Source organism: Arthrobacter sp. Soil761 (assembly GCF_001428325.1).
Taxonomy (GTDB): domain Bacteria; phylum Actinomycetota; class Actinomycetes; order Actinomycetales; family Micrococcaceae; genus Arthrobacter.
The window spans coordinates 133,082-153,464 of the sequence record NZ_LMSF01000032.1; the positions used below are offsets into that span (position 1 = coordinate 133,082).

At 68.3% G+C, this 20,383-nt stretch carries 18 protein-coding genes; 5 read left to right on the forward strand and 13 right to left on the reverse strand.

Annotation, left to right across the window (positions count from 1 at the left end):
- Positions 1-223 precede the first annotated feature (223 nt).
- Positions 224-2,302 carry an acyltransferase family protein gene (locus ASG79_RS22105; RefSeq protein WP_377204589.1) on the reverse strand — a complete coding sequence of 693 codons (2,079 nt, stop codon included), beginning with the start codon at positions 2,300-2,302 and terminating at the stop codon, positions 224-226.
- 117 nt (positions 2,303-2,419) lie between these two features.
- On the opposite strand from ASG79_RS22105, the gene ASG79_RS22110 reads away from it, so the two are divergent.
- The gene (locus ASG79_RS22110; RefSeq protein ID WP_018769209.1) at positions 2,420-3,388 is read left to right on the forward strand and encodes a DUF389 domain-containing protein; all 969 of its coding nucleotides are present in this window, start codon (positions 2,420-2,422) and stop codon (positions 3,386-3,388) included.
- 23 nt (positions 3,389-3,411) lie between these two features.
- Here the strand turns inward: ASG79_RS22110 and ASG79_RS22115 are convergent, their stop codons facing one another.
- Positions 3,412-4,935: an ATP-dependent DNA ligase gene (locus ASG79_RS22115; RefSeq protein WP_056394186.1), complete on the reverse strand. Its 1,524-nt coding sequence runs from the start codon at positions 4,933-4,935 to the stop codon at positions 3,412-3,414.
- A gap of 56 nt (positions 4,936-4,991) precedes the next feature.
- On the opposite strand from ASG79_RS22115, the gene ASG79_RS22120 reads away from it, so the two are divergent.
- A complete protein-coding gene (locus tag ASG79_RS22120; RefSeq protein ID WP_018769207.1) occupies positions 4,992-5,594 on the forward strand; it encodes a dihydrofolate reductase family protein in 603 nt (200 codons plus the stop codon).
- Positions 5,595-5,662: 68 nt separating this feature from the next.
- Here ASG79_RS22120 and groL read toward each other — a convergent pair whose 3' ends face one another.
- From groL to ASG79_RS22135, 3 genes are all read right to left on the reverse strand, one after another.
- Positions 5,663-7,273 carry a chaperonin GroEL gene (gene groL / locus ASG79_RS22125; protein ID WP_018769206.1) on the reverse strand — a complete coding sequence of 537 codons (1,611 nt, stop codon included), beginning with the start codon at positions 7,271-7,273 and terminating at the stop codon, positions 5,663-5,665.
- A gap of 79 nt (positions 7,274-7,352) precedes the next feature.
- Complete coding sequence (groES, locus tag ASG79_RS22130; protein WP_018769205.1) at positions 7,353-7,646, reverse strand: co-chaperone GroES; 294 nt, start codon at positions 7,644-7,646, stop codon at positions 7,353-7,355.
- A gap of 252 nt (positions 7,647-7,898) precedes the next feature.
- Positions 7,899-8,333: a DLW-39 family protein gene (locus ASG79_RS22135; RefSeq protein WP_235509905.1), complete on the reverse strand. Its 435-nt coding sequence runs from the start codon at positions 8,331-8,333 to the stop codon at positions 7,899-7,901.
- Between ASG79_RS22135 and ASG79_RS22140 the strand changes: the two genes are divergently transcribed.
- The gene (locus ASG79_RS22140; protein WP_018769203.1) at positions 8,332-9,561 is read left to right on the forward strand and encodes a class I SAM-dependent methyltransferase; all 1,230 of its coding nucleotides are present in this window, start codon (positions 8,332-8,334) and stop codon (positions 9,559-9,561) included. The two genes, ASG79_RS22135 and ASG79_RS22140, sit on opposite strands and share 2 nt — an antisense overlap.
- Before the next feature lie 4 nt (positions 9,562-9,565).
- On the opposite strand, the gene ASG79_RS22145 is transcribed toward ASG79_RS22140, so the two are convergent.
- Both ASG79_RS22145 and ASG79_RS22150 read right to left on the reverse strand, forming a co-directional pair.
- On the reverse strand, positions 9,566-10,384 hold the full coding sequence (locus ASG79_RS22145; protein ID WP_268760863.1) for a shikimate 5-dehydrogenase: 819 nt from the start codon (positions 10,382-10,384) through the stop codon (positions 9,566-9,568).
- 69 nt (positions 10,385-10,453) lie between these two features.
- Positions 10,454-11,902 carry a glycoside hydrolase family 3 protein gene (locus ASG79_RS22150; RefSeq protein WP_056394192.1) on the reverse strand — a complete coding sequence of 483 codons (1,449 nt, stop codon included), beginning with the start codon at positions 11,900-11,902 and terminating at the stop codon, positions 10,454-10,456.
- Between the two features lie 386 nt (positions 11,903-12,288).
- Here ASG79_RS22150 and ASG79_RS22160 point away from each other — a divergent pair, with 386 nt between their 5' ends.
- Positions 12,289-13,440 (forward strand): glutamate--cysteine ligase, encoded by a 1,152-nt coding sequence (locus ASG79_RS22160; RefSeq protein WP_056394198.1) that lies wholly within the window; start codon positions 12,289-12,291, stop codon positions 13,438-13,440.
- Between the two features lie 118 nt (positions 13,441-13,558).
- Here the strand turns inward: ASG79_RS22160 and tsaD are convergent, their stop codons facing one another.
- Genes tsaD through ASG79_RS22190 form a run of 6 tightly spaced genes read right to left on the reverse strand, consistent with a single transcriptional unit; the run spans position 13,559 to position 18,854 of the window.
- Complete coding sequence (tsaD, locus tag ASG79_RS22165; protein WP_018769198.1) at positions 13,559-14,650, reverse strand: tRNA (adenosine(37)-N6)-threonylcarbamoyltransferase complex transferase subunit TsaD; 1,092 nt, start codon at positions 14,648-14,650, stop codon at positions 13,559-13,561.
- On the reverse strand, positions 14,647-15,141 hold the full coding sequence (gene rimI, locus ASG79_RS22170) for a ribosomal protein S18-alanine N-acetyltransferase (protein ID WP_056394254.1): 495 nt from the start codon (positions 15,139-15,141) through the stop codon (positions 14,647-14,649). The genes tsaD and rimI overlap by 4 nt, the downstream gene beginning before the upstream one ends.
- 20 nt (positions 15,142-15,161) lie before the next feature.
- On the reverse strand, positions 15,162-15,833 hold the full coding sequence (gene tsaB, locus ASG79_RS22175; RefSeq protein WP_018769196.1) for a tRNA (adenosine(37)-N6)-threonylcarbamoyltransferase complex dimerization subunit type 1 TsaB: 672 nt from the start codon (positions 15,831-15,833) through the stop codon (positions 15,162-15,164).
- A complete protein-coding gene (gene tsaE / locus ASG79_RS22180) occupies positions 15,827-16,456 on the reverse strand; it encodes a tRNA (adenosine(37)-N6)-threonylcarbamoyltransferase complex ATPase subunit type 1 TsaE (protein WP_056394200.1) in 630 nt (209 codons plus the stop codon). The genes tsaB and tsaE overlap by 7 nt, the downstream gene beginning before the upstream one ends.
- Complete coding sequence (alr, locus tag ASG79_RS22185) at positions 16,453-17,706, reverse strand: alanine racemase (protein ID WP_056394203.1); 1,254 nt, start codon at positions 17,704-17,706, stop codon at positions 16,453-16,455. The genes tsaE and alr overlap by 4 nt, the downstream gene beginning before the upstream one ends.
- A gap of 56 nt (positions 17,707-17,762) precedes the next feature.
- Positions 17,763-18,854 carry a PfkB family carbohydrate kinase gene (locus tag ASG79_RS22190; protein WP_026265754.1) on the reverse strand — a complete coding sequence of 364 codons (1,092 nt, stop codon included), beginning with the start codon at positions 18,852-18,854 and terminating at the stop codon, positions 17,763-17,765.
- 91 nt (positions 18,855-18,945) lie between these two features.
- On the opposite strand from ASG79_RS22190, the gene ASG79_RS22195 reads away from it, so the two are divergent.
- On the forward strand, positions 18,946-20,373 hold the full coding sequence (locus tag ASG79_RS22195; protein WP_056394206.1) for a 6-phospho-beta-glucosidase: 1,428 nt from the start codon (positions 18,946-18,948) through the stop codon (positions 20,371-20,373).
- Positions 20,374-20,383: the final 10 nt, after the last annotated feature.

A 20,383-nucleotide genomic window follows, 5' to 3' on the forward strand; every position in this document is an offset into this window, starting at 1 on the left:
GCGCCTCTTACCTTGGTTGCTGGGTCACGGGTAGGGGTTGCAGCCGATGACCAGCCCGTTATTACGGAACTGGCCTGTGCAGACGATCCTGCGGGACCACCGTGCAGGACGGCGTTCCGGGGGCAGAAAGTGTTGAGTAAATATTAGAACCTCGGCGCCGATCCCCCTATTCCACGCCGGTAATGTGAGCAACCGCACGCCCCCACCCACCCTTAGGGCCGGCTCAGCTCCAGCCGGTTGCAGCCAGCAGCCGCTGCTCGAACATGGGGATCATGGTCTCCACATAGGTTCTGGTCAGGTGGTTGTCGTCCTTGTAGACGTACACGTTCCCCACCACCGCAGGGCAAACGCCCCGGGCACAGATGAAGTCACTCATGTCCATCAGGTGCAGCCCGGGCAGCTTGCCGCGGTAGTTCTCCAGTGGCGATGGCTCCACCAGGGACTCGGCGAGCGATGGATTGCAGGCAGCCGCGCCGGCGCCGTTCCGTTGGGCGCACTGGGGCATGTTGAAGGTGAATCTCGGGTTGTCGCGGATTCCCACGATCTCGATTCCCGCGTCGGCGAACGGCTTGACGCCGTCAAGGTACCCCGGCACCTCCGTTTCGAACGGGGCATCCTCATGGGTCAGCGTTGCCACGGTGAACACCGCATCCGGGCGGTGTTCCAGGACGTAGGCGGAGCTGGCCTTGTTGTAGGCGTTGCATTCGGCATTCCTGGTCACCGATTCGGCGCCGAACCGGCATGCGGGCATCAGGAGGGTGACCAATTCCCACCCACGCGCGGCCGCCACGGGAGCCAGCGCTGCCAGGTACTGCTGGGCATGGGAGTCGCCCAGCACCACGATGCGCCGGGTGGACGGTTCCTCCGGAAGCTCCTGCCGGCACCCCTCCAGGATGGGATCGCCCGTGGCGTTGGCACCTGTGCAGGGCGAGTCGATCCCGGCCCAGTCGTTGTCCAGGGCGGTGGGTCCGGGGATGGTCCTGGCCCTGGGCGCGGGCGTGCTTTCGTTCTCCGGCGTGAGCGCCAGGGCCCCCGGCGTCAGCTCACGGGGCTGTGCCGCCGTCGCGCTTTCCTCTGCGGTGAGCGATGTCTGCCAAACCGCCACGGGACCAGCCAGCAAGGCACCGCAGGCAACAATGACGACGGCGGTCCGCCAGGCGCGAAGCTTGGGCCAATGCCAGTCGCGCAGCGGCTTTTCAACAAAGCGGGTGGTCAGGACAGCGAGCACGATGGAGGCAGCGACGATGCCCAGTCCCTGCTTGAGGTTGGGTGACTCCACGCCGGTGGCCGCGAGCGCCAGCACCAGGACCGGCCAGTGCCAGAGGTAGAGCGCGTAGGAGTTGTCACCCAGGGCGACGGCGGGGCGGCTGCTGAGGAGCCGGTCTACGCCGAACCGGCTGCCGGTTTGCCCTGCGATGATGATGGCCGCCGCGGCCAGTGTGGGCCAGAGTGCCACGTACCCGGGAAAGGACCGGTCGACGGTCAGGACCAGCCCGCAGGACACCATGGCTGCCAGTCCGGCCCAGCCCAGGGCCACCCGCACCACGCGGCCGGGCTTGACGTAGGGCAGCGCCAGTGCCAGCAACGATCCCAGCGCAAACTCCCAAAGCCGGGCGCGCGTATCGAAGTAGGCGTAGGCCTGGTTGCCGGCGGTCTGGTCAATGGAGTAGGCAAGCGACACCACCAAAACCGTTCCAAAGACTGCGCCGAGCAACCCTCGGTAGGTCAGCCCCTGCAGGCGGGGAACCCGGCGCAGCCGGTTCAGCAACGCAGCGGTCGCGGCAAAGATCAGTGGCCACAGAATGAAGACCTGTCCCTGGATGGACAGGGACCAGAAGTGCTGCAGCGGACTGGCTCCGGCGTGGTCCTGCGCGTAGTAGTCCACTGCATTGTCTGCCAGGAGCCAGTTCTGCCGGTAAAGGAGGGACGCCCAGGCCTGGTCCAGCACCTGTGGCCAGCGGCCCTGCGGCAGGATCAGCCAGGTGCCTGCCAGCACTCCAAGGATCACCACGACGGCGGCCGGCAGCAGTCGCTTGAAAAGGTGCAGCCAGTGCGCCATCAGCTTGAAAGGGTGGCCGGATTCGGCTTTGCGGACGAAGGAAAGCGTGAGCAGGAACGCCGAGATCAGCAGGAAGATGTCCACGCCGCCGGACACGCGGCCCAGCCACACGTGGTACGCCACCACCATCAGGACAGCCAGGGCCCGGAGCCCCTGGACCTCGGGGCGGAAAGTGGGCTTCCGTTTCCTGTTCGCGGCACTGGACGGGGGTTCAGGTGCCTTCGACGTTTCCGTTATCGACACTAGAACCTCTCAGGACGCCCGCCAGCCAAAGCATCAAGCCTAGCCAAGGCGGTCAGCAACGGCCAGTCAACGCACTTGTTCGGACTATGCTGGGCCCAATCATTGAAGGGAGACGGCGTGGTTGTCCAACTGCGGATTTGCGTGCCCGGCGAGCTGTCCGCCGTGACGCTGAAGACGTGCCGGGACCAGCGGGGCGCGGCAGAGGTTGCGCTGGTTGCGGGTGCGTCGGTGGTCCCGGAAGGCGACGTTATCGAGGTCCTGATCGCCCGGGAGTCAGTGGAGGAACTCCTCGAGAAGCTGGAGATCCTGAAGGTCCAGGACGTTGGATCCATTGCCATGTCCACGCCGGAATTAGTCCTGTCAAAGAAAGCCGACCGGGCGGAGCGGGCCGCCCCCGGGGACGGTGCGGACGCAGTGATCTGGGACGACGTGACGCGGCAAACCGGAGAGGACTCCCGCCTGACATGGAACTTCCTCGCCTTCCTGGTGCTCGCAACCCAGCTTGCCGGGATCGGCATCGTGACGGACTCCCCCATCGCGATTGTGGGAGCCATGGCGGTAGGTCCCGAGTTCGGACCGCTGGCCGCCCTCGCCGTCTCGCTTGCCACCCGGCAGTGGAAGCTTGGCCGCCGTGCTGCCATTGCCCTGGGTGTCGGGTTCCCCGTGGCCATGCTGCTGGCGGCACTGACGGCGTGGCTGTCGGTGCCCCTCGGTCTCTTCCCGCGGGATGCCCTGGACAAGGGTTCCGCGGTGGAATTCATCTACCATCCGGGTCCGTATTCGCTGATTGTTGCCGTCCTGGCCGGCATCGCGGGAATGCTCTCCATCATCGGCCGGCGCTCCGCGGCCCTGATCGGGGTCTTCATCTCGGTGACCACCGTTCCGGCGGCAGGGTACGTTGCGGTGGCCCTGGTCCTGGGGGAATACCAGAAGGCTGCGGGCTCGGCGCTCCAGTTGCTGCTCAACCTCGTGGGCATCGTGGTGGCCGCCCTCGCGGTACTGCTTTTCTACCGCATGGTTTCCAGGCGCGTGCCGCACGGGGTGGCACGGAACCTGAGGCGCCAGCGGAGCGGGGCCCGCAACTAAGGAGCCTCCGCATTCACGGTGCGCTACGGCCGCAGCAGGGCGCGCAGGGTCTGGATCGTGTCTGCTTCGGCCGCAGCCTTGTCATCCCGGTAGCGCTTGACCCGGGCAAACCTCAGGGCGATGCCGCCGGGATAGCGCGGTGACTGCTGCACGCCGTCGATGGCGATTTCCACCACCGTGACCGGCTCAACCCACACCGTGCCGGCCGTGCGCCGCACCTCAAGCTCCTGGAACCTCTCCGTCTGCCATCGCAGCAGTTCGTCGGTGAGGCCCTTGAAGGTCTTGCCCACCATGACGTAGCCGCCGGGTTCTCCGAACTCCCCAGCGGGGTCAAGGGCGCCCAGGTGCAGGTTGGACAGCGTCCCGGTGCGGCGCCCGGACCCCCATTCGCAGGCGAGCACCACCAGGTCGTACGTCAGCACCGGCTTGACCTTTACCCAGTTGGCTCCGCGCCGGCCGGCCGCGTAGGTGGAACCGATGGCCTTCACCACAACGCCTTCATGGCCTGCGGCAAGCGCCTCCTGCGACACCCGTTCCGCAACGGCGGGATCGGCCGTGACCTCCCCCGGTATCCGGTGCTCCGGCGCGATCCGCTCGAGCTCACTGATCCGGGCGGACAGCGGCTCATCAAGCAGGTCCCGCCCATCGATATGCAGCACGTCGAAGAACCAGGGATGCAGCACCGTCTCACGCGCGGCATCCGCACCGAAGCGCGCCATGGTTTCCTGGAACGGCCGCGGGCCGCCTTCCTCGTCCAGGGCCAGGGTTTCGCCGTCAAGGATCACGTCCCGCAGCGGCAGCCCGCGAACCAGGTCCACCACCTCGGGGAGCCGGTGGGTGACGTCGGCGAGGTTGCGCGTGTAGATGCTGACGTCGTCGCCGGACCGGTGCACCTGGATGCGGGCGCCGTCGAGCTTGTATTCCACCGAGGCCTCCCCGGTCGCCTCCAGGGCTGCGCTGGGACTGGCCGCGGTGGCCGCCAGCATGGGCTGCACGGGGCGGCCAACCACCAGGCCGACGTCGTCCAGCTCGGCTTCGGTGCCCGTGATGGCCAGCAGGGCTGTTCCGCCCAGGTCGCCCGAAAGCATCGCAGCGCGCCGTACGGCGGCAACGGGCTTCCCGGCAGCGCGGGCAACGGCATCCGTCAGCACTCCCTCCAGGGCTCCTATACGCAGCTCGCCAAGCAGGACACCTGCAATGAAGGCCTGCTCAGAAGCAGTGGCTGCCGCCATCAGCGTCCGGAGGGTGGCCGCGCGCCCCGCGCCCGATCCGGTACCCGCCGTGGCAAGCAGCCGGTCCAGGGCAGCGTCGAGGTCGGCCAGGGTGAGGGTTGGTTCGACGGCGGGTTCCTCCTTGGCCGCCGCCACGGCACTCCATCCGACGCCCACGCGTCCCTGGCGGGGCTTGGCAACCAGCCAGCCCACCGCCGTCGGGATTTCCGCCGGCTCAAGCCGGCCCAGCAGCTGGGCCAGCGCATCCACCTTGGCCAGCCGGGAGCGGGTGGAGGTGACGGCCTCCGCGGTGTTGACGAGCTCAAGGAGCAGCATGGCACCATCCTGCCACGGCACTGGACAGGGCAGGAGCCCCGTTCCAGACTTGGTGGATGGGCAACATCGTCGCGAACCTGTTCATCACCCTGGACGGCGTCTACCAGGCGCCCGGCGGCCGCGAGGAAGACAGCGAGGGCGGGTTCAACCTTGGCGGCTGGCAGGCACCGGTCTCCGACGACGAATCCGGCGCCGCCATTGCGGCTGGAATAGCGCGGATGGATGCCCTGCTCCTTGGCAGGAAGACCTACGACATCTTTGCCGCCTACTGGCCCCAGCAGTCCGGGGACATCGCGGACACGCTCAACCGGATACCCAAGTTTGTGGTGTCAAGCTCCTTGTCCGATCCGGCATGGGCCGGCACCACCGTGCTGCCGGATGCCGCGGCGGCGGGCGGGCTCCGGGACGAGTACCAGCAGGTGCACATGTTCGGCAGTGGCGTCCTCATCCGGTCCCTGCTGGAGGCGCAAGTGCTGGACCGCCTTCATCTCTGGCTGTATCCGGTCACCCTGGGGCAGGGCAAGCGGCTCTTCGACGCCGGGACGGTCCCCTCAACATTCCGCCTCGCCGAGCCGGTACGCAGCTACCCCAAGGGAGCCGTGTCGTTGGTCTACGAGCCTGCGGGCGGAGTCGAAACCGCCGAGATGGCGGCTACGTAGCACCCGGAACACAGAAAACCGGCCCAGCTGGTGCTGGGCCGGTTTTCTGTATGTGAAGACGGGCAGGATCAGTGGCTGTGGCCTGCGTGCTCGTCCTCTTCGGCCGGCTTCTCCACGACAAGGGTCTCGGTGGTGAGAACCAGCGCGGCGATGGAGGCCGCGTTGCGGAGGGCTGCACGGGTGACCTTGACGGGGTCGATGACGCCCGCAGCGATCAGGTCCTCGTACTCGCCGGACTTGGCGTTGAACCCGTTGTTGATTTCCAGGTCGGCAACCTTGGAGGTGACCACGTAACCGTCGAAGCCGGCGTTCTGGGCGATCCAGCGCAGGGGCTGGACCAGTGCGCGGCGGACAATGCCGACGGCCGCGGCAGCGTCGCCTTCGAGGGCGTTGACGGCGGCATCCTCATCCAGTGCCTTAAGGGCGTGGATCAGGGCCGAGCCACCGCCGGCCACGATGCCTTCTTCGAGGGCAGCGCGGGTGGAGGACACTGCGTCCTCGATGCGGTGCTTCTTTTCCTTCAGCTCAACCTCGGTTGCGGCACCCACCTTGATGACGCCGATGCCGCCGGCCAGCTTGGCCAGCCGCTCCTGGAGCTTTTCGCGGTCCCAGTCGGAATCGGTGCGGGTAACCTCGGCGCGCAGCTGGGCAACGCGTGCGGCCACGTCCTCGGCCGAGCCTGCGCCGTCGACGATGGTGGTGTTGTCCTTGGTGACGGTGATGCGGCGGGCGGTACCCAGCACCTCCAGGCCAACGGTGTCCAGGCTCAGGCCCAGTTCCGGGGAGACAACCTGCGCACCGGTGAGGGTGGCGATGTCCTGCAGCATGGCCTTGCGGCGGTCGCCGAAGCCGGGAGCCTTGACGGCAACAACGTTCAGGGTGCCGCGGATGCGGTTGACGATGAGCGTGGACAGGGCCTCGCCCTCGACGTCCTCGGCGATGATGAACAGCGGCTTGGAAGCCTGCAGTGCCTTTTCCAGCAGCGGCAGGAATTCCTGGATCGAGGAGATCTTGCCCTGGTTGATCAGGATAAGGGCGTCCTCGAGGACTGCTTCCTGGCGTTCCGCGTCGGTGACGAAGTACGGGGACAGGTAGCCCTTGTCGAACTGCATGCCCTCGGTGAGGACCAGTTCGGTCTGGGTGGTGGAGGACTCTTCGATGGTGATGACGCCATCCTTGCCCACCTTCCCAAAGGCCTCGGCGAGCAGTTCGCCGATTTCGTCGCTCTGGGCCGAGATGGCGGCAACGTTAGCCACCTGGGTGCCTTCGACCGGGCGGGCGTTTTCGAGCAGGCGGGCAGCCACGGCTTCAACCGCAACTTCGATGCCGCGCTTGATCTGACCGGGAGCGGCGCCGGCAGCAACGTTGCGCAGGCCTTCCTTGACCAGGGCCTGGGCCAGGACCGTGGCGGTGGTGGTGCCGTCGCCGGCAACGTCGTTGGTCTTGGTGGCTACTTCCTTGGCCAGCTGCGCGCCAAGGTTCTCGTAGGGATCGTCAAGTTCCACTTCACGGGCGATGGTGACGCCGTCATTCGTGATGGTGGGGGCGCCCCACTTCTTGTCCAGGACGACGTTGCGGCCGCGGGGGCCGAGCGTCACCTTGACGGTGTTCGCGAGCTTATCGATGCCGGCCTCAAGGGACCGGCGGGCAGCGTCGTTAAACGCAAGCTGCTTTGCCATGGTTTTGTCCTTTCAAAGACAGAAACCCCGCACTGCCGGCCAGCATGAGCATGGCCGGCGGCACGGGGATCCGGAAGAGTTACTTGACGACGACAGCCAGGACGTCGCGGGCGGACAGCACCAGGTACTCGGTGCCGCCGGTCTTGACTTCGGTTCCGCCGTACTTGGAGTAGATGACGACGTCGCCAACGGCAACGTCAACCGGAACCCGCTGGCCGTCTTCGAAGCGGCCGGGGCCTACTGCAACAACTTCGCCTTCCTGCGGCTTCTCCTGGGCGGAGTCCGGGATGACCAGGCCTGAAGCCGTGGTCTGCTCGGCTTCGAGCGGGCGGACAACAATACGATCCTCAAGAGGCTTAATAGAGACCGACACTCGGACCTCTCCTTTTCGTCAGCAAAATTCGTGGACTGGAAAGCTTTCCGCCGTAGCTGGCAAACCGTCGTCGCGGTGCCGGCAGCAGCCTGGCTGGCAGCTCTTCATGTGTTAGCACCCTCCTAGGGAGAGTGCTAATGAAGACTCTATGTAAGGGTTAGCACTCGGTCAAGGTGAGTGCCAACGTTTCGTCATCGGCGTAAGCCTTTCGGGCTCCGGCCGACGGCGGTTCAGGGCGGCAAACATGCTTCCCTAACGGCCCAGGTCGTCGAAGTCCACGTCCTCGCCACCGTCGGCCTCGCCGCCTCCCTGCTGACGTTTCCGGTAGAGCACCCAACCGGCCCCGGCTGCGGTGAGTACGGCAACAACAAGGAAGAAAATGCTCCCGGCCCGTGCGCCGTCGTACAACCCGCGGATGTCCCGCGCCTCCTGCGTGTTGTCGTGGATGTCGTTGCCGCCCACCGAATAAACGGTGGCGTTGAACGTGTCCAGCAGGAAAATGATCACCAACAAGGCGATGCACACCACGGCCACCACGGCCGCGGCGATCAGGGCTGGACGGGCAAACCTAGCCACACCGCGGTCCCTGGGTCGATGTTCGCCGGACTCCCCTGGGGCTGCGCTGTCATCCATGGTTTCCACAGTATCCGCATCCCGGCAGCCGTCCTCCACTAGGCTGGAAACCATGCCCCACGCTCCCCAGGACCAGATCGCACCCCTGTTGACCCCCGAAGGCTGGGAGTTGCTGGCATCGCTGGGCCCCTACCGCGAAGAGGACGCGTTTGAGCTCAATTCGGCGCTCCGGAAAGCCGGCCACCCGGGCGAACTTGTATCCGCCGTCCTGACGCAGTCCAGGCTGCGGACCAGGGCCGAGGCGAAGTTTGGTGAGTTCGCCCGCCAGATGCTTTTCACCCAGGCAGGCCTTGAGCAGGCCACCCGGCTGAACGTCGCCGCACACCACGCGCAGCGGTTCGCCGCAGCCGGGATCCGGCACGTGGCGGACCTGGGCTGCGGTCTTGGTGCCGACGCCATGGCCCTGGCTTCCCTGGACATCACCGTCACCGCCGTGGAGATGGATGAAACCACCGCTGCCTGCGCCACCATGAACCTCATCCCCTTCCCCAATGCCACGGTGGTCCACGCGGACGCGGCATCGGTCCCGCTGGAGGGGATCGACGGCGTCTGGCTGGATCCGGCACGCCGCGTCACTTCCACGTCGGGGACCAAGCGGATCTGGGACCCGGAGGCTTTCTCACCGCCGTTGTCCTTCGTGGAGTCGCTGGCCGCCGGGGGGAAGGCGGTGGGCGTAAAGATGGGCCCGGGCATGCCCCACGAGTCCGTGCCCACGGGATGCGAAGCCCAGTGGGTGTCGGTGGCCGGGGACGTGACCGAGGTGACCCTCTGGTTCAACGCCGTGCGCAGGCCCGGGGTCCGCCGGGCTGCCCTGGTCCTGGGGTCCCAGGGGCCCGCCGAGCTGACCAGCGCAGAGGACTTCGGCGCCGGCCCGGCCGCTCCGGTGGGACCCGTGGAGGGTTACCTGTACGAACCCGACGGCGCCGTGATCCGTGCCGGGCTGGTTGCCGACGTGGCGCTGCAGCTCGGCGGGCACCTGGTGGATGAACACATTGCCTACATCTGTGCCGCGGAACTTCTGGACACCCCGTTCGCCAAGGCTTACAGGGTCCTGGAAGTCATGCCCTACAACGTCAAGGCACTCAAGGCCTGGGTGAAGGAGGAGGGGATCACCGTGCTGGACATCAAGAAGCGCGGCACAGCGGTGACCCCGGAAGAGCTGCGGAAGCAGCTCCTCCCGCAGGGCAAGGGCGCCGCCAAAAAGGGTTCCGCCAGGACGGCCACGCTGGTCCTGACTCGCATCGGCGAGGACCGCGTGGCCATCGTGGTGGAACCGGTGTAAACGCCTACTGGGCGCGCATGAACTCCTCGGCTGCCCGGACCTGTTCCGCGGTGGGGCGCACTCCCGTGTACAGCACAAACTGTTCCAGGGCCTGGATGGTGGCAACCTCCGCACCGGTGATGACGTGCTTGCCTGCCGCGCGGGCGGCCCGGATCAGCGGCGTCTCGGCGGGCAGTGCCACCACGTCGAAGACCACGCGTGCGGCCTCGATGGCCTCCGCGGGGAAGGACAGGCTGTCCGCTTCGGCGCCGCCCGCCATGCCGATGGGGGTGACGTTGATGATCATGTCCGCCGTCCCGCCGTCGAGCGCTGCACGCCAGTGGAAACCGTACTGGCCTGCGAGCGCACGCCCGGCGGCCTCGTTCCGGGCGATGACGGTGACGTCCTTGAAACCGGCGTCCCGGAGCGCGGCGACGGTGGCCTTGGCCATCCCGCCCGCCCCCTGGACCAGCACGGAATAGTCGGTGGGGACCCCGTTGGATGCCAGCAGCTGCTCAATGGCCGTGTAGTCGGTGTTGTACGCCTTGAGGTGGCCGTCGGTGTTCACGATGGTGTTCACGGAGTCGATGGCCTTGGCGGACGGGTCCATCTCGTCCACCAGCGCGATGACGTCTTCCTTGTACGGCATGGAGATGGCACAGCCGCGGATGCCCAGGCCCCGCACTCCGGCGATGGCCTGTTCCAGGTTGGTGGGCGCGAACGCCTTGTAGATCCAGTTCAGGCCCAGCTGCCCGTACAGATGGTTGTGGAAGCGGGTCCCGTTGTTGCTGGGGCGGGCCGACAGCGAGATGCAGAGGGTCATGTCTTTATTCAGAATGGGCACCAGACCATTAAACGCGTTCCAGCCATCGTGCGGGATCCCCGGTCCCGGGTCCGGGGCAGGAGCCAGAGGTCAGGCGCAGCCGGTTCCCGCGGGGAAAGGCCCGACGCCGGCGGGCAGCTTCCCGGGAGCAGGCGCCTTTCCTGCCAGCACGGCCACCAGCGCATCAAAGGCGGCGTCGGTGCGGCCGTACAGCGCCAGCTTCACCGGAGCCGTGGAGTTTTGGAGCGGCCAGGGGGCATCCAGGGCCACGGCAATGTCCCCGGCCGCTGGATTCCCGCCGAAGCCGATGAGGTTCACCAGCGGTCCTGATCCAACCGCGAGGCCGGCACGTGCGGCCGCGGCTTCGAAGCGCTCCCGGTCCCCCGGTCCCCCGCCGGCAACGCGCACCGCACCGGGCACCAGGGGCCCGCTGCAGGGACCGGAGACAACCGTCACGGCCGACGCCGAAACCCGCGCCGACAACGCCGCACCGCTTCCGGCCGGGGCACCTGTGCCGGCTGTTCCGGCAGGCGGCGTGGTCCGGGCATGCCAGATCATCATGGTGGCCACCCGCTGCGCGGCCTCATCCAGCCGGGAGGCGGGAAGCGTGCCGGCGGCCAGGGCCTGGAGGATGGCGGCGTGCGCCTGTTCCACATCCGCGGGCATCAGCAACAGGTCGGCGCCGGCTCCCAAAGCTTTTACGGCTGCTGCGCCGGCGGGGTACTGCTTGTCCACGGCTCCCATATTGAGGGCGTCCGTCACGGCTACACCTTTGAATCCGAGCTCCCTCATCGCGGCGTAGCTCGGTGCGGAGAGCGACGCCGGCACACCGGGCTCCAGCGCAGGCACAGCGATGTGGCCCGTCATGACGACCGGCAGGCCCGCGGCCACCGCCGCCTGGAAGGGTTTCCAGTCCCGGGCCCGGAGCTGGTCGATGCCGGCCGGCTGGACCGGGAGGCTGAGGTGGGAGTCCGCGGTCACCGAGCCGTGGCCGGGAAAGTGCTTGACGGTGGGAAGCACGCCGGCGTCCAGCATGCCCTGGGCGAAGGCGACCCCGTGGGCTGCGGCGGCGGCAGGATCCGCGGACATGGAGCGCGCGCCGATGGTGGGGTCGCTGGGCCCGATGGTCACGTCGGTATCCGGCGCGAAGTCGAGGTCGAATCCCAGCGGCACCAGCTCGCCGGCCAGGCCCTTTCCTGCTTCCCGGGTCAGGGCCGGCTTGCCGGCCGCTCCGTAGCTCATGGGCGTGGGCCATTCAGTCAGGGGCTGCCCCAGGCGTGCCACGGCGCCGCCTTCCTGGTCCACGCCGATGATCCCGGGCCACCGCCGGCCGCCGGCGGCGACAGCCTGCTGCAGCCGCTGGTTCACCGCGCCCATGGCGGCAACATCCACGTTCCCCTGCGGATCGCGTGGCACGTTGTCGCCCATGATGATGGATCCGGCCAGGTGCAGCCGCTGGATGAGCGCGGCGTGCGTTTCCACCTGGTTGCCCTTGAAGAACGGGAGCAGAACCTGGCCCGCCTTCTCCTCCGGAGTCATGGCTGCCACGGCCGCGACGGCGGCGTCCTGGTCGCGCTGCTCCGGGCCCCACCCCAGGGGGCGGGAGCCTGCGTCAGGTGAGGCAGAAGCGGTGGGAGGCGCCGTCGTCGTACTTGCAGACGCCGAAGGGGCCCCGGCGGGCCCGGAGGACGACGACGGCGGGGCTGCTGTTGGAGAGGCTGTGCAGGAGGCCAGCGCCAGGGCCGACAGGGCCAGGAGGAGCGGGAAGGATTTGGCGGGAGTGGTTTTGGCAGGTCTGTGACGCGTGGGGAACGGGGCCATCAATACGATGCTACCCCTGCACTAGACTTGAACCACCCGTTCGCCTGCCGGCAGCAGCCTGTGAGCGGCATCAGCCAGCGGCAAACCGGACAGTGAGGAAACGTGTGAAGATCGACTTCGCCCCATCGAGGCAGTCAACCCTCGGTGTTGAGTGGGAGCTTGCCCTGGTGGACGGAAAGACGGGCGAGCTCGCATCCGTGGCCAACCAGGTGCTCCGCGGAGTTGCTTCCCGCCACCCGGAACTCAACGAAGACGACGAACATCCGCACATCAAGCAGGAACTGCTGCTGAACACTGTGGAACTGGTCACCGGCATCTGCGAAACAGCTGCCGAGGCCAAGGAAGACCTCAGCCGGTCCGTTGCCGCCGTCCGCGAAATCACCGATCCCATGGGCGTGGAACTCTTCTGCGCCGGCAGCCACCCGTTCAGCCCGCCGCAGCTGCAGCCCGTGACGGACAAGGCCCGCTACGCCAAACTCATCGACCGCACCCAGTGGTGGGGTCGGCAGATGGTCATTTACGGCGTTCACGTGCACGTAGGACTTGACCGCCGCGACAAGGCACTCCCCGTCCTGGACGGCCTGGTCAACTACTTCCCGCACTTCCAGGCGCTCTCCGCATCCAGCCCCTTCTGGGGCGGCGAGGATACCGGATATGCCTCCCAGCGGGCCCTGATGTTCCAGCAGCTTCCCACCGCCGGCCTGCCCTTCCAGTTCAAATCCTGGGAGGAATACGAGTCCTACGTGCAGGACATGTTCACCACCGGCGTGATCGACACCATCTCGGAGATCCGCTGGGACATCCGGCCGGTGCCCGCGCTTGGCACCATCGAGATGCGCATCTGCGACGGCCTGGCCACGTTGGAGGAAGTGGGTGCCATTGCGGCCCTCACCCAATGCCTGGTGGACGAGTTCTCCACCACCCTGGACAACGGCGGCACCATTCCCACCATGCCGCCCTGGCACGTGCAGGAGAACAAGTGGCGCGCCGCCCGGTACGGCATGGACGCCATCATCATCCTGGACGCCGCAGGGCGGGAACAGCTGGTCACCGAGCACCTGCTGGAGACGCTGAACCGGCTGGAGCCGGTGGCGGCCAAGCTGCGCTGCGCCGACGAGCTTGCCGACGTCGAGAAGATCATCCGCCGCGGCGCCGGGTACCAGCGCCAGCGCCGCGTGGCCGCGGAAAATGGCGGGAACCTCCAGGCCGTGGTGCTGGACCTGGTCAAGCAGATGCGGAACGGCCCCACCGCGTAACGTGCTCCTGCCGAAGTGGGGCACTTAGGCACGGACACGCCGGCCGCCATCGTGATGTACGACGGCGGAGCCCGCCAAAGTGCCCCGCGACGGTTCGCTTTCGCCCGGCGCTCTGCCGTCAGGCCGGCAGCGACACCGATGTAACCGGCATTGACGAGTCCGGGGCGAAGGCGATTCCACTGGGTTCGACGCCGGCCATCACCAGCTGTGCGCCGAGGGCGGCCACCATGGCGCCGTTGTCCGTGCAGAGGTCCAGGGGCGGCACGTGCAGCCGGATGCCGGCGGACGCGCACCGCTGCCCGGTCAGTTCCCGCAGCCGCGAGTTGGCCGCCACTCCCCCACCCAGCAGGACATCCTTGATGCCGTACTCGCGGCAGGCCAGCACCGCCTTGGACGAAATCACGTCCACCACGGCTTCCTGGAAGGCGGCCGCGATGTCAGCCACGGGGATCTCTTCGCCGCGGGCCTCGAACTGCTCCACGCACCGGGCCACTGCCGTCTTGAGGCCGCTGAAGGACCAGTCATACCGGTGCGGCCCCGGCTCATCCGCCGTGCCCATGTACTTGGGCTGGGTGAGGCCGCGGGGGAAGCGGATGGCCTTGGGATTGCCGCCGCGGGCCACCTTGTCGATCGCAGGGCCGCCCGGGTAGCCAAGACCCAGGATGCGTGCCACTTTGTCGTAGGCCTCGCCGGCGGCGTCGTCGATGGTGGAGCCCAGGAGCTCCACGTCGCTGGTGATGGTCCTGATCCGCAGGATTTCGGTGTGGCCGCCGGACACCAGCAGGGCGCCCAGGTTCTCCGGCAGCTCCTGCTTCCGGCCGTTGGCGCGGTCATCCAGCAGCCCCACGCCCACGTGCGCCACCAGGTGGTTGATCGCGTACAGCGGCTTCCCGGTGGCGACGGCGAGCGCCTTGGCAGCGCAGACACCCACCATGAGTGCGCCGGCCAGCCCGGGCCCGGATGTGACGGCGATGGCGTCCACCTCGTCAAGGCTCACGCCTGCGTCTGCCAGCGCCTGATCGAGCGTGGGGACGAACGCGTCCAAGTGGGCGCGCGAGGCGATCTCGGGGATGACGCCGCCAAAGCGGACATGCTCGTCCATGGAGGAGGAGACGGTGTTGGTCAGGAGGGTGGTGCCGCGGACGATGCCCACGCCGGTTTCGTCGCAGGATGATTCGATCCCCAGCACCAGGGGCTGTGAGCGGTTCATTGCCGGCCTGCTTCCGTTGCTTGGTGGCCATCAGTTTCCGGTGCGGCCAGCTGGAGCCGCATGATGAGCGCATCCACGCCGTCGCGGTAGTAGCGGGGGCGGATGTGGATCTGTTCGAAGCCGAACCGCACGTACAGCTGCTGCGCCCGCGGGTTGTCGGCGCGGACCTCGAGCAGGACATCGGCGGCACCGCGGTGCCTGGCCTCGGCGATGAGTTGGGTGAGCAGCCTGCTGCCGATTCCCCGCCCCTCGTAATCAGGAACGACGGCAATGGTCTGGATGTCGGCGATGGGCTCGATGCACATCAGCCCGGCGTAGCCCACGATGCCGTCGGTGGTCTCCGCCACAAGGTAGCGGCGGGTTTCCGGCTGGGAGAGTTCATCCAGGAACATCTGCACGGGCCAGGCGTCGATGGGGAAGAGCTTGTGTTCCAGGGCGCCGACGGCGGGTACATCGCCCAGGGTCATGTCGCGGACGGTGACGCCTGCCATGTGGGGTTCCGGGGTGGTACTCACAGTGCACGCTTCCGTGGTCCGGGTACCTGGGCATCTGATTCGCGCAGGTACAGGGGTGTGGTGTCCAGCAGGGCCTCCCCGGCAGCCAGCCGCGCCAGGGCAAACTGGCCAAGATACAGGGCGTCGGGTTGCTCCCCCGCGAACTCGGGATCGGCTTGGAGGACGTCGGCGTAGAGACCTGCGCCCGCGCCGAAGGCGGGCAGGTCCGGCAGGTCGGCGGCGAAACCAACATGGGGGCCGTCCTCCAGCAGCGGCAGCTGCCCGTCACCCAGGCTGTAGCGCGCCCAGTAGACCTCTTTCCGGCGGGCGTCGGTGGCCACCAGGAACTCCGGGACGGCGGCGGTGGATTCGGCTACCTCCAGGGCCACCGCGTCCAGGCTCATCAGGCCGTGCAGCGGCTTGCCCCAGACGAACGCCAGCGTCCGGGCGGTGGCAATGCCCGAGCGCAGCCCGGTGAAGGGGCCGGGGCCTACGCCCACCACCAGCGCATCGATGTCCTGCCCGGTGACGCCGGCTTCGGACAGCAGGGTGTGGATGCCGGGAGCGAGCACCTCAGCGTGGCTGCGGGTGTCCTCCGTGGAGAAGCTTGCCACCACGCCTTCGGGGGCTGCATCGGACACCAGCGCGGCGCTGGCCACCGCGGAAGTGTCAATCGCAAGGATCAGCATGGGGCGTTTCCTTCCGGCCCACCCAGCTCCGGCCCGCCCAGCTCGGGCCCGCCCAGTTCGGGGGCACCCAGTTCGGGGGCAGTTGCCCAGCGCGGCCCGTAGCCGCGCATCACGATGGTGCGGGGCTCGTCGGTGTCTTCGCCGTCGAAGTCCAGGCTTCCACCTCCACTGCCGGCGGCATCCAGCCCGATGGCACGGAGAAGGTCGATCTCCAGCCGGCTCTCGCTGAGGTGCTCCACCCGGTCCTGTCCCCACTCCACCACGGTCACGGACGAGTCCATGGTGTTTTCGAGGTCGATGTCGTCGATCTCCGCTGCGGAACCCAGCCGGTAGGCGTCCACGTGCACAAGGTCGGGGCCGCCGGGACGCGGACCATCCGGCAGGTTCGGGTGGATCCGGACCAGCACAAAGGTGGGTGAGATGATGCCTGCGCGGACACCCAGCCCCTCGCCCAGTCCCTGGGTGAAGGTGGTTTTCCCGGCACCCAGCTCACCGGAAAGCACCAGCAGGTCCCCGGCCCGCAGCACCTCCGCCAAACGTGCGCCGAACGCGTGCGTCTGTTCCGCCGTCGTCGCCGTGAACGTCTTTTCCCAGTTGGCAGCCAACTGTCCGGCCGCGCTCATGCGGCCCCCGCCGAGCCGGGCGCGCCCACCAGGCCGTGGCCGTTACCCGCGTGGCCGGTGCCCGCCGGCTCGTCCTCGTTGATGAAGCGGCGCGGAACACGGGGGCTGATGCGGGTCACGATTTCATAGTTGATGGTCCCCGCGGCGCGTGCCCAGTCCTCCGCGGTGGGCCCGCCGTCGGCGCCGTCCCCGAACAGTTCCGCTTCCGCGCCCTGCAGGTCAGTTCCGGATGCCTCCGGCCCAAGGTCGATCACCATCTGGTCCATCGCGATCCGGCCCACCACGGGATAGGTCTTCCCTGCGACGCGGACGGGTCCACCGGTGGCGACCCGGGGGACGCCGTCGGCATAGCCCACCGGAATCAGGGCCAGCGTGCTCGGCGTCCTGGTGCGGTAATGCAGCCCGTAGGAGACGCCCTGCCCCTCGGGCACGTCCTTGCACTGCGACACGAGGGTGCGCAGCGTCATGGCGGGCCGGAGTCCCAGTTCTGCTGAAGTCTGCCCGTCAAACGGCGACAGCCCATAGATGCCCAGGCCAACCCTGACCAGGTCGAAGTGCGTGTCCGGGCGGGACAGGGTGGCGGGGGTGTTGGCAAGGTGCCGGACCTCGGGATCCACGCCCGCGTCCTCGGCAATGGCCAGCGCCTCCCGGAACGCGGCCACCTGCTGGTCCGTTTCGGGCCGCTCCGGTTCGTCGGCCACGGCCAGGTGGGAGAAGATGCCAACTACCCGCAGCAGGCCCTGGTCCTGGTATTCCACGGCCTCCCCCACCAGGCGGTCCCAGGACTCGGGGGTGGCTCCGTTCCGTCCCAGCCCGGTGTCCACCTTGAGATGCACCCGTGCCGGCCGCTCCTGCTCACGGGCCGCGGCCACGATGCGTTCCAGCTCCCACCCTGAGCAGCCAATATCGACGCCGGCGGCCACCGCGGCACCGAAGTTGCTGTCCGTGGTGTGCAGCCAGGCGAGAAGCGGCGCGTCGATGCCGGCGGCGCGCAGCGCCAGGGCCTCGGAAATGTGGGCCACGCCGAGCCAGGCCGCGCCTGCCTGCAGGGCTGCGCGGGCCACGGGGACGGCGCCGTGCCCGTATGCATCCGCCTTGACGACGGCCATGACTTTCGCGGGGGAGGCAGCGGCGGCAAGCCGGCGGACGTTGTGCCGGATGGCGTCCAGGTCGATCACGGCCGACCGCTCGTGGCGGGGGTCCGGCCCGGAGGCAGCGCTGAATTCACCGGTTGTTGCGGGGTAGGTCACCTAAGTGATTCTAGTGCGGGCACTTCGCGCCGAATAATCAGGGCCTCCAACGCCGCCTAAGCATCCGACAAGTGCGCGATGGTGGCGGCCGCCCTGCGCTGGGCTGACAGCGGCACGTCGTCGATGATGTCAGCGAGGAACCCGAAGCGCCGCAGCCACTGGCTCGTCTGCCGTTCGGGGCGGGCGTTGGCGCGTCTCCACCAGTCGGCAATGTCGCCCCAACCCGGCGCCGCCAGCGAGCCGCCCACCTCCTGCACCGCCATGGACGCGCACAGGTTGGCAAAGCGCAGCCGGTCCCCCAGCGGCCACCCGGCCAGGGTGCCCACGATGAAGGCTGCGTCGAAGCAGTCGCCGGCTCCGGTGGGGTCGTGCGCCTTGACCGGAAGCGACGGGACCCATTCTTCCTCGCCGGTTTCCGAGTCCACGGCCATGGCGCCCTGCGGGCCCAGGGTTACGACGGCCACCGGAACGTGGTCCGCCAGCGCGTACAAGGCGCTCCACGGATTGTCCTTGCCCGTGAACGCCATGGCCTCGCGCTGGTTGGGCAGGAAGGCGTAGAAGTACTGCAGGTTGTCGAGCCTGACGGGCGCCCATTCCCCGCTGGGGTCCCATCCAACATCGCCGAACAGCTTTACCCCGGCGGCGTGGGCTGCGTGGGCCCACGGCTCCACTTCCAGGCCCACCTCAGCGATTCCGGCGAGGGCCTTGGGCGGGTCTCCGATCAGCTCGGAATTTGTCACCGGTGCGGAGTGCCCGTGGGTCACCAGGGAGCGGTCCTGGTCCACGCAGAGGGACACGGTCACCGGGGAGTGCCAGCCCGGGACGCGTCGGGAAAGGCTGAGGTCCACGTGTTCCTGGCCGGAAAGGATCTTCCAGTTGAAGTCCCCGTACCCGTCGTCGCCGAAAGCAGCTGCCAGCCCGGTGCGCAGCCCAAGCCTGGCAGCGGCAATGGCCTGGTTGGCCACCCCGCCGGGGCAGCTGCCCATGCCGTCGCTCCAGATTTCCGTGCCGGGTTCGGGCCCGTGGGGCAGGCCGGTGAAGATGATGTCCTGGAACACGGTCCCGGCCAGCAAGAGGTCGAATCCGGGTTCGGCGGGTGAACGGACGGCAGCCAGGGGGTCGTAGGGGCGTGCTGGGATGGCGTCCATAGTGCGCAGGATACGCCGTGCCGCACCGCTGCGGTAGGGGCCTTGGTCGGGCGTGGACAGGCCGCGGGACACCCCGCCTACACTGCATGGTATGCGGCTTCTGATTGCCGGCGGCGGGGGTTTCCGGGTGCCGCTGATATACCGGGCCCTGGTGTCCGGCCGCTTTGCCGGGCTGGTCACCGAGCTGGTGCTGTACGACGTCGATCCCGCGCGCCTTGATGCCGTCACCGCCGTGCTGGAGAGCATGCCGGTGGGTGATGGTGCCCGTCTTCCGGTCCACGCCACCACCGATCCTGCCGAAGCACTGCCCGGCACCACCGTGGTGTTCGCCGCGATCCGGCCGGGCGGTACAGCGGGGCGCGTTGCGGACGAGAAGGTGGCGCAGGACCTAGGGCTGCTGGGCCAGGAGACCACGGGGGCCGGCGGAATTTCGTACGCTTTGCGGACCATTCCGCAGATGCTTGGCCTTGCCCGGCTGATGCGGGAGCACTGCCCTGACGCGTGGCTGGTCAACTTCACCAACCCTGCCGGGATGGTCACCGAGGCGCTGCTTCCCGTCCTGGGCCACCGGGTCATCGGGATCTGCGACTCTGCCGGCGGTCTGGTGCAGCGGGCGGCGGCCGCTGCCGGGGTGCAGTTGCCGGAGGGAAGGCTCGACGGCGTGGGCTACTACGGGCTGAACCACCTGGGCTGGCTGTACCGCCTGGAGTCCGGCGGCCGGGACGTGCTGCGTGGCCTTTTGGCGGATGCCGGCGCACTGCAGTCGTTCGAGGAAGGCCGCCTTTTCCCGCAGCCGTTCCTGGCCCAACTGGGCATGCTTCCCAACGAGTACCTGTATTACTACTACCAGCGCGACGCAGCCCGGCAGGCGATGCAGGCCATGGCGCAGACCCGGGGCGAGACCATCCACAGCCAGCAGCGGGAGCTCTACCCGCGGCTGGCTGCTGCCGGGCCGGACGCCTACCGGCTGTGGGAGGAGGCGCGGCGCTCCCGCGAAGAGGGCTACCTGGCCGAGGCCCGGCACGATGGCGAGCGCCGCGCCGAGGAGGACCTGGCCGGGGGCGGCTATGAGCGGGTGGCGCTGGCGGCCATGCGGGCCCTGGCCGGCCGCGGGGAGACCCAACTGGTCCTGAACACCTGGAACACGGCGGCACCCGCCGGGACACCTGAAGGCCACCCGCCCGCCTCCGCCACGGCTGCCCCGCCCGCTCCCCAGCCTGCCATTCCAGGCCTTCCCGCCGACGCCGTCGTCGAGGTTCCCTGCACGGTGACGGCCAGGGGCGCCGTGCCCCTGCCCCAGCAGGCGCCGGACGGCCCGCAGCTGCGGCTGCTCCAGCGGGTCAAAGAGGTGGAACGGCTCGTGGTCCGGGCCGCCGGCACCGGAGCCCGCGAGGCAGCCCTTGAGGCTTTCGCCCGGCACCCGCTCGTGGATTCGCCGGACCTCGCCGCGAAGCTTCTGGCTGGTTATGAGCAGGCTTTCCCGGCTTTGGGGAAGATCTGGGAAGGCGGCGGGCGTTAGGGGAAGGAGT